This window comes from Conexibacter arvalis, from assembly GCF_014199525.1.
GTDB classification, from domain to species: Bacteria; Actinomycetota; Thermoleophilia; order Solirubrobacterales; family Solirubrobacteraceae; genus Conexibacter; species Conexibacter arvalis.
Map to the genome: position 1 here is coordinate 395,929 of NZ_JACHNU010000001.1, position 15,806 is coordinate 411,734.

Consider the following 15,806-nt stretch of genomic DNA (forward strand, 5'->3'; position numbering starts at 1 on the left):
AGAACTAAGCCTCGCTGATCTTCAGGTGCGCGGGTCGCTGATCTGCAACTCGCGACCTCGCCGCTCCGCGAGCGCGAAGCGGAGCCGCGGATCGCGCGGTGGACCGGGTCAGCTCGTGTGCAGCGTCTCGACCTGCGTCGCGATCACGTTCGGCAGGACGGCGACGCCGGCGCCGCCGTTGCACTCGACGTAGAGCGTCGTCGGCTCTCTGCTCGTGAAGGCGTCGGCGACGGGGAGCGTGTACTGGCCACCGGCCGCGTAGCCGAACGAGATCCGCCCGGAGGCGCCGCCGCCGGAGGTGTGCCAGACGGTGCACTGGGGCGCGGTCGTTCTGCCGAAGTAGACGGTGCCGCCGACCGTGTAGCTGCCGGCCGGCAGCAGGGCGCCTCTGTCTCTGCCGAGCGCGGTGACCGTCCACGCGTCGCTGGGGCCGCGCGGGCCGGTCGCGCCGGCGGGGCCGGTGGCGCCGGCGGCGCCGGTCGCGCCGGTCGCGCCGACCGGTCCTGGCGCGCCGCGCGGGCCGGCAGGGCCGGTGCGGCCGCGCAGCGATCTGCGCGCGCTTCTGCTCAGGTCGGAGGCCGCGAGCGCGCCGGGTCTGACCTGTCTGGATGAGGTGATGAGGTATCTCGAGGCGGCGAGGCCGGTGCCCGTGGTGGCCATCACGAGCGCCACGGTCGCCACGACGAGAGCGGGCGATGGTTTGCGCATCGGTCCACTTCAGCGCCGGGGTTCCCCGATGTCCACCTTCCCGGTGCGCCGCCACCCGGATTCCTACGAACGAGGTCGCGCGGCAGCCGATGCAGCGGGCCACCGCCGCGCAGAGGGCGGCGCGCGCCGAGGCGACGGCACCCGCCGGGGAGCGGGACTCTCGTCCCGTCCCCGGCGGTGCGCTCGCCGCCACGCGTGAGCACGCGCGCCCCGCGTGAGCGCGGCGCGCGCTCAGGCGCTCAGCGCCCTCCCGCGATCGCCCGCGCGGACGCTCGGGCCTGCGCCTTCGCCTTGGCCTTCGCCTTGGCGGACGCATTCGCCGTCGCCTTGGCGGCCTGCGCGCCGCAGCCCCGCGTCGAGAGCCGCTGGAAGACGCGCGTCAGCCCGCGCGCCTGGGAGCGGAACCCGATCCGCGCCGCCGCGGTGCGCGACTGCTTCGCGCAGAGGTTCTGCGCGGTGCCCAGCAGCGCCCCTCTGCCGGCGCGGAACGTCATCCGGAACCGCGTGAGTGGGACGTCCGGGATCGTGTTGAATCTCGTCCCGAGCTGGAACGTCCCGGCGGCGACGCGGACGATGCCGGTGACGTCGATCGCCACCTGGCCGCGCAGCGCCACCATGATGTCGGGCAGTCTCCGCGCCGGGTTTCTGACGAGGTAGACGTTGCCCCGCAGCGGCTCTCTCAGCACCGGCGTGATCGCGCTGGCATCGCCGATCAGGCCGGTTCTCCCGCACCGCTCGGCGCGGTAGTCCTCGAGCTCGCACGGGTTGCGCAGCGCCTCGAGGCGGGCGTTGATCGATCTCGGCAGCAGGACGCTGATCGACTTGCTGTTGGTCTGCCCGACCGGCTGGGTCAGCAGCGCGGTCAGCGGCGTCGTCCGGTTCAGCTTGGTCTTGCCGCGTGCGCCGACGGTCAGCTTCAGTCTCGCCGTGTAGGGCAGTCTGTCGTAGCCCTTCGCCTGGTAGGGATGGCTCGGCGTCGCGGTGCCGCCGCCCGTGCCGGTCAGGTTCGTGCCGACGACCTGCCGCTGGCAGCTCGTCGCGTTGAACATGAACTGCGGGCGGTCGACCCGGACGTCGATCGCGCGCATGTGCAGCGGCACGCCGCCGACGATCGCCGGCAGCGGGTCGCTGGCGATCGTGATCTGCGCCGTCGCGCGGTCGACGTGGATCGCCCCGCGGACGACGACCGTGCCGAGGTCGAACGGCCCGGCGATCGCCGGCACGACGATCGAGATCCCGAAGGCCCCGCCGCCGTACGCGTCGGTGAGGTAGAGCCGGCCGGGCAACTGCAGCGGCGCGCCGCCGGTCCCGGTCGCGACCGTGAGCGAGCCGATCCGGCTCTCCTCGCCGCAGGTGCCGGCGTTCGCCGCCGCCTCGCCGCAGAGCGGGACGTTGCTGATCATGCCGACGACGCCGAGCGGGAAGGCGAACGTCAGCCGGTCGAGATCCTGCTCCCCGTCGGCGCGGCCGATTGAGATCGCGAACGGCGAGTAGGCGCCGGCCGCCGGGTCGAGCGTGCCGGCGGTGAAGCTCGGCGCGAACAGCCCGGTCGGGCAGCCCTGGTCGATCGCGAACGACGAGCTGACGTCGCGGACCGCGCCCGACCACGCGGTCAGCTTGGCGGTGGCGGTCTTCTCGCCGCAGCTGTGCGGGTTGACGAGCGGCGCCCGGTCGCCGCCCTTGAACGTCAGCGACAGGCGCGAGAACGGCAGCTGCGGGTTGTCGACGAAGGTCGTCGTCAGCTGACCGGTCGCCGGGTTCACCGAGATGTTGCCGCGCAGCTTGATCCGCACGCCGCTGCCGGCGGCGGTCAGGAAGAGGCGGTACATCTCGCCCGAGGCCGGATCGCTCGACTGCTGCGTGCCCTGGTAGATCCCGCCCGTGAGCGGCTCCTCGAGCAGCGGCGTGTCGAGCGTCACCGTGCCGATCTTCGAAGCGAACGGGCAGGCCTCTCTGTCACGCGAGTCGAGCCCGAGCTGCGCGTCGGTGCAGGTCTGCAGGCCGTCGGCGACGGGCGGCGAGATCGCCGTCCCCTCCGGCAGCACGACCGTCGCGTCCTTCAGATGCGCGGTCGACAGCGTGTCGGCGTCGTCGCTCTGCGGCACGACGATGTCGACCTCGTAGCCCGACGGCGCCCCGGCGACCGAAGACGCCGGTCTGACCTCGATCGACGGCTCGAACGGGACGGCGTCGCAGCCGGTGACGGCGGGGGTCTGGACCGTCTCTGAGTAGAGCTGCGAACGGACCCACGGCTGCACCATGAGATCGAACGACAGCGGATTCCCTGTGCATGACGACGGGTTCGACATGAACGCCTTCCGCGGCGCCCCCGCGAGCGGACCGCCGAAGTACATGTAGTCCTTCGCACCTCTCGAGCTCAGGATGCCGTCCCAGAGATCGCCGGGACCCTGGTGGTCGGCCGGCACGCCCCAGAAGGTCGCCTCGAAGCGATTGAGGTAGACCGACTCAGGCAGTCGCGGCGCGATCACGGTCAGCCCGTAGTCGCCGTCGGAGCGGCCCTCCGCGACCATCTTGACCGGATAGCCGAGCACGGTCGTGCCGAAGGCCGCCGGCTCGTCCGCCTGCGTCGGAAGGCGGTACAGCCGCCGTGTCCACTGTGGCAGGGCTACTCTCACCCCGGGATAGGCGACGTCGAGCTTGATCGACCCGACCGCCGCCTCCCGCGGGCACGGATCCGTGTCGGCTCGGCCGCTGATGATCCGGTTGATCGCATCGAACGAGCAGGTCGCGGCGATCGTCGGGTTGCCGACCAGTCCCGGCGGCAGCGCCGCCCCGGTCTGCTTCGTCCCCAGCAGGGCGACGTTTCTCGCGTCCCGGTTGAGGTCGAGCGTGACCACGACATCCGGGTGGGCGCCCGCTTGGGTGGTCGACAGCGAGGCCGACTGTCTGCCCGGCTGCAAGCCGTACTCCTCAGCCGCTGCCGGGGCAGCGGCGACAGCGCCGAGTGCGGCGACCGCTCCGACCGCAAGCGCCATGCGTCTCACGTTGCCACGCATTCGCATCCTCCTCATCGCGCGCGCTTGATCGTCGTCTTCACCGTCGCCGAGACGGCCTTGCCGGAGCGAGGCGCGAACCGCACCCGCACCCGAACCGCCACCTTGCCGTGGCGTGCCAGCAGCTTCCGCACCGGTCTGCGCAACCGCAGCTTGACGGTGTAGGACCGCCTCGTGGCGGCCGAACGCCGCATCGCGACCGTTCGTGACCCGCTGACGCGCACCGTCCCAGCCGCGCTCGTCGAGATCCGGATCGTCGCCCCGGTCCTGTCACGACGGACCCGCCGGACGGCCACCCGCGCCGGTGCCGGCTGGAGGTCACTGGGCCCTGAAACGACCTCAGCGGGCCGGTCGCTGCGCGGCGTGCTCGCCGGTCTCCGCGGCTCGACCGGCGGCTGACAGCCGTCTCCTGCACACGACGGCTCAGGCGTCGTCGCGTAGCCGCCGCCGACCCGAACGTCGTAGACGTCGTAGCTCTGGTTGCGGTCGGCCTGATCGAGCCCAGCGGCAGTCACGATGAAGACGTCGTCGCCCGATTCGCTCGCATCATGGAACCACGACGGCTTCGGCGTTCTGCCGTCGCTCAGCAGCACCACGCCACGGCCGGCCTCCCACATGTAGACGTCGCGCAGGCCGTTCTGATCCTCGGGGACGAGCGCCGTTCTCGTGTCGAAGAAGACGCGTCGCCCGTCGGCCGACATCGACCGCTGAGTGACCGTGTGGTTGATCACCGGCTTGGTCGATTCGCCGTCACCGTTCTCGGTCGTTCCTGCCGAGAACGAGGTCAGGTTCGCATGGGAGGTGTAGGTGACCGCGGCCAGGCACGAGAGGCATCTCGGCGTGCTCGGGATTCCGCCGTCGACCGTGAAGCGGTAGACCTGCCCGGTTCCGTTCGTGTCCGGGAAGGCCGGGTCGAGCGGAATCCGCGAGCCGAGCGTCCACACCGCCCCGTCGGCCGTCGTGCCGACCCACGGTATCTCCTGGGGCACCGTCGGGCGGCTGGGCGCCACCATATGGCTCGTTCCCTGCCCCGAACCGTCGAACGTGGAGAGCATCAATCTCCGCGCACTCGAACCGTCGACGTCCATCCACAGCACCTGCGCTCCGGCGTCGTCGATGGCGACGATCGGCCCTCTCAGCCCCGGCAGATAGGTCAACGTGCCGGTCGCGGCGTCCGCCCGGTAATAGTTCGTCTCGCCGGCCGGGGCAGCCGCAGCACCCGCCGCCAGCGCGTCGTTGCTGGCGAAGAAGACGCGGCTGCCGTCCGGCGTCGCGACCGCATAGCCATGCGCCAGCCGGCCGACACCAAGGTCCGGTTCATCAAACGGATCAACGATGCCACCTGCTGCCGGCGTCGTCGGCGCGCCGAGCGCATGCGACAGCAGCCGCGTCCGAGCGCCGTCCTCACGCACGTACAGCTGACGCACCCCGCCGACCGCAGCCGTGAAGAAGAGCCGGCGACCGTCGCGCGACACGGCGTTGCGCTGCGCCAGCTGGTTTCCGATATCCGATCTGGTCGAGTAGCCCGCCGGGAGTACGCCCGACGTGGGCACCGTCCCGTCGGGCAGCACGCCGGCCGGGCGGACGACGCCCTCGCGATACTGATAGAGCCCGTCGCCGCTCCGCGTCTGGTCCTGCTGGGTCAGACGCGCCGCAGAGAGGAAGTAGACCGTCGAGAAATCAGGCGTCCCTCCGAGCACCGCGCCCGGCGACGTGGTCGGGGTCATTCCCGGATCGGGCGCGCTGATCCATCGCTCGCTCCCGACCCCGGATGAGATGTACTGCGAGATCCCTCTCACAGGATTGGGCGGTCCCAACGTGACGCCGTTGGTCGAGAACCCGAGCGTCGACAGGTCCTGCGACGGCCTCGCGTTCGCCTGGGCGCTCGACAGCGCGTCTGTAACGGCATCGTCCGACGTCATCGACAGCGCCGGGCGGACCGCCCAGCCCTTCGCGGACCGCTCGCCGAAGTGGTACAGCATCGCGATCCCGCGCTCGTCCTTCGGGCCCATCTGCGCGCTGGCGACGAAGACCAGCTTCTCGCCGTCGGCGCGTGCGATCACCGGGGCCGGCCGCAGATTCGGATCGACCCCCGCAAACTGCCCACCCGGGTTCTGCCACGAGATCCACTCGTACGCCCGGCAGTCGGGCAGGTGGGTCGAGCCCTGGGCGGCGCGGATGGCGGCGTTGGGGCAGTCGTCGTCGGCGGCCGCGGCGGGTGCGGCGCTCGCGAGCAGCGCGAGGGCGGCCGTCCCGCAGAGGGCCGCGGCGCCGCGCAGGCGCAGCGCGCGACCGGCGGCGCGCGCGCTCACCGCGCCACGCGAATTCACGTCGAACGAACCCATCGCTCAGCGCCCCGCGTGAGACGGACGGACGGACGACGGGTGAAGCGGCAGGTCAGCGCCTGACCTGCGAAGGGCGCGGAAGCCGGCACGGCCGGACCCCGCAGCACCGGCCACGCGGGCACGGAGCGTTGGCATGCATCTCTCCTCAGAGAAGGGTTTGAGACGAACGAAGGACTGAGCGCTGACGCTCACCCCGTACTGCGACCTCTGCTCTACCTCCGGCCCTTCACCGGGAGCTGCCGCGACCCACACGCGGCACGACCCGTCAATTGTACGAAGCTGTTTCGTCGCACGCAACCGGCAACCCGGCGCAACGCCTGGCGCGCGCGCAGCGCCGCGAGCAGCGGCGTCGCCGCGGGCCGCAGCGCGTCGAGCGCCGGCGCGATCGCCGCCGCGACGCGCACGTCCCGCGCGGCGGGCACCGTTGAGTAGAAGGCGGCGATCCCGGCCGTGATCGCCGCGTGCGCGCCACCGCGCCGCAGCGCCGTCGTCGTCGCGACCGACCGCCGCGCCGCCCGCTCGACCCGTCTCGCCGGCACGGCGCCGCCGCAGCAGTCGACGAGATACGAGCGGCCTGTCACCTCGATGTCGGAGGCCGCGTCGACCACGCCGTCGAGCAGCGTGCTGAGCACGCAGACGTCCGGCCAGTAGGCGTCCGCGACCGCCGCCGCGTCGGCGGTGGTCGCAGCGGGATCGGCCGCGGTGCCCAGCAGCGCGAGGACCGCCAGGTCCGAGACGCCGCCGGCGAGGATCTCCCACCACTCGTAGTCGTCCGCGCCGGGCTGCTGGAGCGCCCATGCCCGCGCCGGGCCGTAGCCGCCGCTGCGCAGCGCGGCGTGGACATGGCTCTGCGCATGCGCGCACCGGTCGGCGGCGGCCAGGGCGGCCGGTGCGACGGCCGCGGCCGACGGCAGCGCCGCGAGCCGCTCGCGGCAGGCCGTCGCCAGCTCCCGCAGGTAGCCGCCGTCGCGGGCGGGGAGATCGGCGAGGCGCTCCCCGCCCCGGTCGGGGGCGCCGAGCGCGACTGCGAGCGCGCGGTGGAGGCGCAGGCCGTCGCGGCGCGGGTCGGTCGACGGCCGCTCGCCGAGCGTGTCGAGGTAGTCGTACAGCAGCTGCCAGGCGACGAGCAGCTCGATCGTCGTGCGCTGGTGGACCCGCGGCGCGAGCGTCGCGAACGCGGCCGCCGCCTCCGCGTTCGCCGCCTCGCCGGCGATCGTCGCGAGCGCGAGCGCGCGCAGCTCGCAGTCGGGGATCGCCGCCGCGCGCCGCGTCCAGCGGGCGATCTCCTCCGCCGCGACGGGGACGACCACCGCCTCGTAGCGCACGACCATCGCGAGCGCGGCCGGCAGCGGCGAGCGGAGGGAGCCGAGCCGCGGCACGAGCGCCCTCACCGCTTCCCGAGCGCCAGCCGCGGCGGCGGGTTCGAGCCGAGGTAGCCGGGGATCGCGGTCGTCGCGATCGCCACCAGCGCGATCGTCGCGCACGCGACGGCCGTCTGCCCCGGCGACCACGACCACGGCGCCGGGTACCCCGTCGTCTCCTGCAGCCAGCGGCCGAGCAGCAGGTGGCCGAGCGTGCCCGTCACCAGGCCGGCGGCGCAGCCGGCGAGCAGGATCAGCCCGGTCTCCAGCAGCAGCGCCCGCCAGATCGCGAACCGGCTCCACCCCGCGATCGCGACGGCGGCAAGCTGGGGCCGGCGCTCGCGGATCGCGGCCGCCATCGCGATCGCGATCGCGATCGCCGCGGCGAGCAGCAGCATCGCCGCGATCTGGCGCAGCCGGGCGAGCCCCGCGCCGGCGACGGCGTTGGCGTGGTCGAGCCGCTCGGCGGCCGTCTGGGCCTGCAGCCCGCTGACCGGGCCGAGCAGGCGCGCGACGCGGTCGCGGACGACGGCCGCCGGCACGCCCGGCTCGACGTCGACCTCGAGCGCGCTCGGCGCGGAGGTCGCCCACGCGCGGGCGTAGTCGTCGGCGTTCATCACGATCGCGCCCGGGCCCCAGCCAAGGTTGGTCGTCGTCGCCGCAACGCGATACCGGCGCGTCCCCGTCGGCGTCGGCAGCTCGATCACCGCGCCGAGGCCGGCGCCCTGCTGGCGCGCGATCGCCGCGGAGACGGTGACCCACCCGCCGAGCCGCAGCCGCGCGGTCGCGCTCGCCGCGTCGCCGTCGATCAGCTGCGACGGCGGGACCATCACCCGATCCCGCGCCGGCCGGCCGATCACCCACGCCCGCCGCTCGCCGACGTCGAGCAGCCCGCCGTAGTACTCGCGCACCTCCGCGACGCCCGGCAGGCCGGCGATCTCCTGCGCCCGCGAGCGGAACGGCTGCAGCGCGAGGTCGTCGCCGTCGTGCGCCACCCACACGTCGGCCGTCGAGACGTACTCGGCGTAGTCCTCGGAGAGCCCGTCGAGCAGGTTCGTGCGCGCGCCGCCGATCGCGAGCGTCCCGCAGACCGCGACCGCGCACGTCGCCGCCAGCGCGAGCGACCGGACGTTGGCGGCGCGGACCGCGCCGAGCGCGACCGCCAGCACGGTCGGCCGGTCGAGGCGCTCGACCTGCTCGGCGACCTTCAGCACGACCGCGAGCGCCGCCGGCACGGCGAGCACCGTCGCGACGACGAGCAGCCCGACCGCGATCATCGTCGCCGCCGACCACACCAGCGCGAGCCCCCACGCGAGCGCCGTGAGCGCGACCGCCGCGACGGCCATCCACCGCCGCGTCGCCGGCTCGATCCGCTGGCCGACCTGCGCGCCGGCGCGGTGGACCGCGTTGACCGGCCGGCCGCGCCGGAGGTCGAACAGCGGCTGGGCCGCGGCGAGGCAGGCGACGACCGTCCCGCCGGCGATCGCCGCGGCGAACGCCCACCACGCGAAGCGCATCGTCGTGCCGATCGGGAACGCGAACGCGAGGTAGGCGGGCGGCTCCAGCGACGCCGACCGCGTCAGCGCGTAGCCCGCCGCGACCCCCGCCAGGGAGGCGACGAGTCCGAGCGCGGCGGCCTGCGACAGCGCGACCAGCGCCGCCTGCCCGTCGCCGTAGCCGTGGATGCGCAGGTGCGCCAGCTCGCGGCGGCGGGACGGGACCGTCAGCAGCATCGCGGTCGCCGTCAGCAGCAGCCCGACGACCGCGGCCACCGCCGCGAACATCACCGTCGCCTGATCGTTGGGCGCGGTCGCGAGCGCCAGCGCGCGCAGCTCCTCGTCGACCGCGCCGACGGCGAGCCGGTCGCCGACCAGCCGCTCGATCGCCGCGCGGCTCTCCGGCGCCCGCCCCGGCAGGCTCTTGACGAGGATCTGCGTCACGCGGCCGTCGAGCCCGCTCAACGCCTGCACCCGCTCCAGCGAGCCGGCGGCGATCCGCCCGTTCGCGAGCGAGCCGATCTCTCTCTCGCCGAGCACGCCGTTGACGCGCGTCGCGCGCGCGTGGCCGCGGACCGCGACGGCGACGTCGCGCGCCGCGCCCTCGCCGGCCGGCAGCCCGAGCGCCTCCCCGGCCGCGTTCGCGAGGTAGACGCCCGGCAGCACGAGCAGCCCCCGCAGCGCGAGCGTCGACCCGATCCCGCCGACCTCGGCGAACGACTCGTCGATGCCGACGAGGTCGACCGCGGTCGTCCGCGTCCCGTTGCGCAGGACGGCGTGCTGGGCGAGCATCGGCGCCGCCGCGTCGACCGCGTCGATCGCGCGGATCCGCTCGACGAGCGCGGCCGAGAAGCCGCCGCTGTCGCGCGCGGAGATCTGCACGTCGGCCTTCCCCGCGATCCCGCGGACCATCTCCTTGGCGCTCGCGGTGATGCTCGCGTTCGCGACGAGCACCGCGAAGACGAGCGCGACGCCGGTCGCGATCCCCGCGGCGGCGAGCAGCTCCTGCAGCCAATGGCGCTGCAGCCGGGCGCGATAGAGGTTCGCGAGGACGCTCGCCCGCACCACGGCCGACCTCACCCCGCCTGTCGCGTCGCGTCGCGCGGCGCCGGGCGCACGACGCCGTCCTCGAGCGTCAGCGCGCGGTCGGCGAGCGCGATCATCCGCTGGTCGTGGGTCGCCACGAGCACGGCCCGCCGCCGCTCGTGCGCGACGCGCCGCAGCAGCTCGACGAGCGCGCGACCGGCCTGCGAGTCGAGGCTGCCGGTCGGCTCGTCGGCGAGCACGAGCTGCGGATCGGTGCTGAGCGCTCTGGCGAGCGCGGCGCGCTGACGCTGCCCGGTCGACAGCTGCTCCGGACGATGGGTGAGACGATCGCCGAGGCCGAGCTCGCGCAGCAGCCGCGTGCCGCGCCGCTGCGCCTCGCTCGGCGCGACGCCCGCCGCCTCCAGCCGCAGGCCGACGCTGCGGTGAATCGACATCCCCTCGACCAGCTGCGGCTCCTGCGCGACGATCCCGAGCGTGTCGCGGCGCCAGCGCGACGCCCCGGCGCCGGCGCGCGGGACCGGCTCGCCGTCCCAGGTGACGACGCCGTCGTCGGGCGCCTCGAACCCGGCCGCGACCGACAGCAGCGTCGACTTGCCGGACCCGCTCGGCCCCACCAGCGCGACGAGCTCGCCGCGCTCGACCGCGAGCGTGACGTCGGCGAGCGCCCGCACCGTCTCCCCGCCGGCCCGGAAGCTGCGGGCGACGCCCTCCATCCGCAGCGCCATCAGGCCGTTCCGGGCCCCGCCCGCCGGGCGTCGAGCGAGACGACCGGGGCCGGCGGCCGCGTCGGCTCGCCGCGCAGCGCGCCGCGCTGGAGCGTCAGCGCCCGCGCGCCGGCGAAGGCGTGGCCGTCGTGGTCGGTGGCGAGGACGGCGAGCCCCTCCTCGCGCACGAGCGCCCGCAGCAGCTCCCACAGCCGCTCGCGCTCCGGCTTGGGGCTGCCTGCCGCCGGCTCGTCGAGCAGCACGAGGCGGGGGCGGTTGACGAGCGCCCGGGCGAGCAGCACGCGGACCCGCTCGGCGTGCGACAGCTGCCACGGCTCGGCGTCGGCGAGCCCGTCGACGCCGCAGCGCATCAGCAGCTCGTCGGCGCGGTCGCGGGCGCGCCAGCGCGAGGTCAGCCGCAGCGCCGGCCAGGCGACCTGGTCGATCACGCGCTCGCCGGCCGCGGCGATGAACGCCTCGGGGCCGTCGACCGCCCACGCGATCCCGGCCTCGCGCCCGAGCGCGACCCGCGGCGGCCCGCCGTCGAAGCGCACGGCGCCCTCGTCGGGGTCGAGCAGCCCCGCGGCGACCTCCAGCAGCGTCGTGCGGCCGGATCTCGGCGGGCCCCAGACGGCGACGAAGCCGCCGGCGTCGAGCTGCAGCGACGCGTCGTCGAGCCCGATCGCCTTCGCCGAGTAGCGGTGCGTGACCCGCTCGATGCTCAGGAGCGCGCTCATCCGACCTGCTCCGCGATCCCGTCGCGGGCGTCCTGGCACCACTGGAGCTCGGCGACGATCCGCGTCCGCAGGGCGTCGCGCGCGAGCCGCTGCACGAGGTCCGCTCCCGGCTGCGGGCCGCGCAGGCCCTCGGCCGCGGCGCACAGCCGCTCCTCGCACAGGTCGACGATCCGCAGCATCGTCGCGTGGTCTCCCGCCCGGGTCGAGTGCAGCCGCGTGAGCGCGTCTCTGACGGGCAGGCGCTGCTCGATCGGGCTCACCAGCCACGCGCGCCACGCCGCGACGCCCGCGGCGGTCGCGCGATAGCGCGCCGGCTTGCCGGCGTCGGCCGGCATCACGAGCTCGGCGCGGCGCAGCGCCGCGACATGCTCGTAGGCATGCTGGCGCTGCCACGAGCTGAACACGACGGCGTAGCGCGTGGCGACGGACATCCCGATTGCGTTGCGTGTCATCGGCAACTCGCTCAGCACGATCTGCGCCAGCACGGCGTTGCGCACCAGCGACTCTCCATGTCCCATCCGCGTGCTCGCACCAGCGTTTTCGACTGTGCGATCGACCTGCACGGCGCGAGCCTAGTCAAACGCTCGTGTTCGCTTCAAGCGACGGTCAATAATCCGCAGTTTAGTGGAACAACGCCAGCGGACGGTTGAATCGCCGACATCTGCGGCCCCACGGGCGAAGTGGCCGATCGATCAACGACTGTCCAAGTTGGACGTTCACCGAGGACGGTCCAATTTGGACGTTCACCGTGGACGTTCCACGCTGGACTTCCACCGTGGACTGTGCACGCGCAGATCGAGGTGACAGCCTGAATGCCCGTGGGCATCGGACGATGCGTCGGACGTCACGCCCTTCGACCCGAGTGCAAACCCACTCGTTCGCGGCCCACCCCAAAGCACTCGGCCGGACGGTTTTCTTCCTCTCCCGTCCGGCCGAGTGCATCAATTGCGGCTACGCTTGGCCCTTCTCGACGGAGGAGGAGCCCCCTTGCCGGATCACTCTCGCCGGCGCCGGATCGTGCGGCCGGTGCTCAGTGCGCTGATCGCGTTCGCGGCCGCGGCCGCGTTCGCCGCCGCCCCCGCACAGGCGAAGACGATCAAGGTCGTCGAGCGCGCTCGGCTCGGCCTGGTGAGACAGCACGGCTCGACGATCGACCTGCGCGGCAAGGTGCGCGGAACGTTGAGCGGTCCCGTGCTCGCGCGCTTCAACGTGCGCCTGCTGTCGGTCACGGGATTGGTGACGATCTTCCCCAAGGGCGGCGGCTCGCTGTCGTTCTCGGTCGCCGGCCGCGCCCGCTCCGCCGCCGTCCGCGCCCGCTTCTCCGGCTCGGTGACCGTCACCGGCGGGACGGGGCGGTGGGCGGGTGCGCGAGGGCGCGGCAGCTTCGACGGCGTCGTCAACCGGCGGACGTGGGCCGCGACCGCGACCGTCCGCGCGCGCATCTCGACGTGAGGGGCCGCTCGCTGCGCGGACCGACGGTCGCGCTGGCGGCGGCGCTCGCCGTCGCGGCGGTCTTCGCGGCGGCGCCGGCCGACGCCGCGCGCCTCACGGCCGGCCTCGGCCCGTCAGCCCGGCTGGGGCAGCCGAGCCCGATCCGGCTCGGCCTCGAGATCGACGACCGCCCGGCCACGCTGAAGCGGATCGAGCTGAAGTTCCCGGACGGCTTCGGGATCTCGACCAGCGGCCTCGGCATCGCCGCCTGCCGTCCACCCGCGGCCGTGATCAGGGCGATCGTCCTGCCCAACACCGGGGGCCTTGGCGGCTGCTCGCCGAATGCCGTGATCGGCTTCGGCTCGGCGCTGGCCGACGTGCGCATCGACACGATGACGATCCCGGAGCTGGCGGACGTGACGGTCCTCACCGGCTCGGTCAGCGGGGCGCGGAAGCTGAGGCTGATCTACTACATCGACGGCCGCCACCCGTTCGGAGCGCGGCTGGTCTTCGCCGGCACGCTCGCGCAGGCGCGGCCGCCGTGGGGCGGATCGATCTCGCTCGTGGTGCCGAGCATCCCGACCCTGCCGTCTGGGGCGACGTTGGCGCTGCGCCGCATCCGCGTCTCGATCGGCGAGAACGTGACCTATCGCGAGCGCCGGGGCAGACGGCGCGTCGCGTACCGACCCAGAGCGGTCGCGGTCCCGGCCACGTGCCCGCGCCGGGGCTTCCGCTTCCAGGCGCGCCTCGTCTTCGCCGACGGCTACCGGACGTCGAGCGACGCGGTCGTCCCCTGCCCACGGCGGGCGATGGCGCCCCGGACCCGCGGGTAGCGTGGGGAGAGCCCGAGCGCAGCGGGCCTGACGGGCGCGGCGCGCCCGGCTGGTGATCGCTCCCGGCGGCGCGGGTAAGTCAGGGGAGACCCCCTCCCCGGCGAAGACGAGGGCTCCGTGACCGATCCCAGCAGCCTCAACCCTCAACAGCGCGACGCCGCCCTCGAACGGATGGCGCGCGAGACGTTCGAGATCCTCGTGATCGGCGGCGGCGTCGTCGGCGCGAGCGCCGCGCTCGACGCGGCGACGCGCGGGCTGTCGGTCGCGCTCGTCGAGGCGCGCGACTTCGCGTCGGGCACCTCGAGCCGCTCGAGCAAGCTGATCCACGGCGGGCTGCGCTACCTGGAGCAGTTCGAGTTCGGGCTCGTGCGCGAGGCGCTGAGGGAGCGCAGCCTGCTGCTCAACCGGATCGCACCGCATCTGGTCAAGCCGGTCCCGTTCCTCTATCCGCTGGGCGAGCATGTGTGGGAGCGGGCCTACGTCGGCGCCGGCATGGTGCTCTACGACGAGATGGCCGGCCACGACGGCGTCCCCAGACACCGCCATCTGACGAAGAGACAGGCGCTGCGGATCGCGCCGGGCCTCAAGCCCGACGCGCTGATCGGCGGCATCCAGTACTACGACGGCAGAGTCGACGACGCCCGCCACACGCTGACGGTCGTGCGCACCGCCGCCCACTACGGCGCGGCCGTCGCCAACAACGCGCCGGTCGTCGGCTTCCTGCGCGAGGGCGAGCGCGTCACCGGCGTGAGCGTGCGCGACGTCGCGAGCGACCGGGTGATCGAGGTCCGCGCCCAGCAGGTCGTCAACGCGACCGGCGTCTGGACCGACGACCTCCAGCACCTCGTCGGCGAGCGCGGCAAGTTCCGCGTGCGCGCCTCCAAGGGCGTCCACCTCGTCGTGCCGAGAGACCGGATCCAGCTCGACACCGGCCTGATCCTCAGAACGGAGAAGAGCGTCCTGTTCGTGATCCCGTGGGGCCGCCACTGGATCGTCGGCACGACCGACACCGACTGGGAGCTGCACAAGGCCCACCCGGCCGCCAGCCGCACCGACATCGACTACGTGCTCGAGCATGCCAACAAGGTGCTGTCGCAGCCGCTCACGCACGAGGACGTCGAGGGCGTCTACGCCGGCCTGCGGCCGCTGCTGGCGGGCGAGTCGGAGTCGACCAGCACGCTCAGCCGCGAGCACAGCGTCGCGGTCCCGGTGCCGGGCCTCGTCGCCGTCGCCGGCGGCAAGTACACGACCTCGCGCGTGATGGGCAAGGACGCGATCGACGCCGCCGCGCGCGGCATCGACCGCCAGGTGCCGCCGTCGGCGACCCACACGACCGAGCTGCTCGGCGCCGACGGCTACCACGCGCTGTGGAACGGCCGCCACCGGCTCGCGCAGGAGAGCGGCCTCCACGTCGCGCGGATCGAGCACCTGCTCAACCGCTACGGCTCGCGGATCGACGAGCTGCTCGACGTCGTGAGAGAGCGGCCGGAACTGGCCGAGCCGCTGCCCGGCGCCGACGACTACCTCCAGGTCGAGGTCGTCCACGCCGCCTCCCACGAGGGCGCCCGCCACCTCGACGACGTGCTCGCCCGCCGCACGCGGATCTCGATCGAGACCTTCCACCGCGGCGTCGAGACGGCGCAGCGGGCCGCCGAGCTGATGGGCGAGGCGCTCGGCTGGAGCAGAGCGCAGGTCAGAAGAGAGGTCGAGACCTACCGTGCCCGCGTCGACGCCGAGCGCCGCTCCCAGCAGGAGCCGGACGACGAGGCCGCCGACGAGGTCCGCACCGCCGCGCCCGACCTGCTGGCCGGCGTCACCGCCGACGTGTGAGGGGCGGGCGGTGAGCGTTCCCCGGCACCGAGGGGGAGTCCGGTGCCGGGGATTGCCCGTGCGGTGATGCGCGGATCACCTGTCGTGAGGTGCGGCGATCCGCGCGGCCGCCGGTCCGATCCCGGTTGCCCGCAAGGGGAGATCGGGCTCCGGGACCTGGTCGCGAGCGTGTGCGCTCCGGGCTCGCGGTCGCCGGCGATCACCTGTCCGCAGCCGCACGTCCACCCGTCGGGGGTTCGAGGCGGGCGCGCGATCTGCATGACGGAGCGCACCTTGCCGATCCCCTCGCCACCTCGCCAT

The 15,806-nt window shown here is 74.0% G+C and carries 11 protein-coding genes; 3 read left to right on the plus strand and 8 right to left on the minus strand.

Annotation, left to right across the window (positions count from 1 at the left end):
* Positions 1–108: 108 nt before the first annotated feature.
* The 8 genes from BDZ31_RS01800 to BDZ31_RS01835 all read right to left on the minus strand — a co-directional run bounded on the left by BDZ31_RS01800 (position 109) and on the right by BDZ31_RS01835 (position 11,930).
* Entirely contained in the window at positions 109–708 is a 600-nt protein-coding gene (locus tag BDZ31_RS01800; protein WP_183338402.1) for a hypothetical protein, read from the minus strand.
* A gap of 239 nt (positions 709–947) precedes the next feature.
* Positions 948–3,629, minus strand: coding sequence for a hypothetical protein (locus BDZ31_RS01805; RefSeq protein ID WP_221242784.1), 2,682 nt, complete (start codon positions 3,627–3,629; stop codon positions 948–950).
* 107 nt (positions 3,630–3,736) lie between these two features.
* Positions 3,737–6,067 (minus strand): TolB-like translocation protein, encoded by a 2,331-nt coding sequence (locus tag BDZ31_RS01810; RefSeq protein WP_183338406.1) that lies wholly within the window; start codon positions 6,065–6,067, stop codon positions 3,737–3,739.
* A gap of 212 nt (positions 6,068–6,279) precedes the next feature.
* Entirely contained in the window at positions 6,280–7,458 is a 1,179-nt protein-coding gene (locus BDZ31_RS01815) for a DUF2600 family protein (RefSeq protein WP_183338408.1), read from the minus strand.
* On the minus strand, positions 7,455–9,989 hold the full coding sequence (locus tag BDZ31_RS01820; protein WP_183338410.1) for an FtsX-like permease family protein: 2,535 nt from the start codon (positions 9,987–9,989) through the stop codon (positions 7,455–7,457). Before BDZ31_RS01820 ends, BDZ31_RS01815 begins: the two co-directional genes overlap by 4 nt.
* A gap of 11 nt (positions 9,990–10,000) precedes the next feature.
* Positions 10,001–10,696, minus strand: coding sequence for an ABC transporter ATP-binding protein (locus BDZ31_RS01825; protein ID WP_246344376.1), 696 nt, complete (start codon positions 10,694–10,696; stop codon positions 10,001–10,003).
* Entirely contained in the window at positions 10,696–11,412 is a 717-nt protein-coding gene (locus BDZ31_RS01830) for an ATP-binding cassette domain-containing protein (protein WP_183338412.1), read from the minus strand. The genes BDZ31_RS01825 and BDZ31_RS01830 overlap by 1 nt, the downstream gene beginning before the upstream one ends.
* Positions 11,409–11,930 carry a hypothetical protein gene (locus tag BDZ31_RS01835; protein WP_183338414.1) on the minus strand — a complete coding sequence of 174 codons (522 nt, stop codon included), beginning with the start codon at positions 11,928–11,930 and terminating at the stop codon, positions 11,409–11,411. Before BDZ31_RS01835 ends, BDZ31_RS01830 begins: the two co-directional genes overlap by 4 nt.
* 469 nt (positions 11,931–12,399) lie before the next feature.
* Between BDZ31_RS01835 and BDZ31_RS01840 the strand changes: the two genes are divergently transcribed.
* The 3 genes from BDZ31_RS01840 (at position 12,400) to BDZ31_RS01850 (ending at position 15,506) form a co-directional block, all read left to right on the plus strand.
* Entirely contained in the window at positions 12,400–12,864 is a 465-nt protein-coding gene (locus tag BDZ31_RS01840; RefSeq protein WP_246344377.1) for an autotransporter, read from the plus strand.
* Complete coding sequence (locus BDZ31_RS01845; protein ID WP_183338416.1) at positions 12,861–13,676, plus strand: hypothetical protein; 816 nt, start codon at positions 12,861–12,863, stop codon at positions 13,674–13,676. Before BDZ31_RS01840 ends, BDZ31_RS01845 begins: the two co-directional genes overlap by 4 nt.
* A 171-nt stretch (positions 13,677–13,847) precedes the next feature.
* A complete protein-coding gene (locus BDZ31_RS01850; protein ID WP_183340925.1) occupies positions 13,848–15,506 on the plus strand; it encodes a glycerol-3-phosphate dehydrogenase/oxidase in 1,659 nt (552 codons plus the stop codon).
* Positions 15,507–15,806 lie beyond the last annotated feature (300 nt).

Excerpts from the sequence above, each read along its gene's own strand:
- BDZ31_RS01835 (WP_183338414.1), bottom strand. The coding sequence starts at position 11,930 with ATGGGACATGGAGAGTCGCTGGTGCGCAACGCCGTGCTGGCGCAGATC.
- BDZ31_RS01825 (WP_246344376.1), bottom strand. The coding sequence starts at position 10,696 with ATGGCGCTGCGGATGGAGGGCGTCGCCCGCAGCTTCCGGGCCGGCGGG.
- BDZ31_RS01810 (WP_183338406.1), bottom strand. The coding sequence starts at position 6,067 with ATGGGTTCGTTCGACGTGAATTCGCGTGGCGCGGTGAGCGCGCGCGCC.
- BDZ31_RS01830 (WP_183338412.1), bottom strand. The coding sequence starts at position 11,412 with ATGAGCGCGCTCCTGAGCATCGAGCGGGTCACGCACCGCTACTCGGCG.
- BDZ31_RS01850 (WP_183340925.1), top strand. The coding sequence starts at position 13,848 with ATGGCGCGCGAGACGTTCGAGATCCTCGTGATCGGCGGCGGCGTCGTC.
- BDZ31_RS01800 (WP_183338402.1), bottom strand. The coding sequence starts at position 708 with ATGCGCAAACCATCGCCCGCTCTCGTCGTGGCGACCGTGGCGCTCGTG.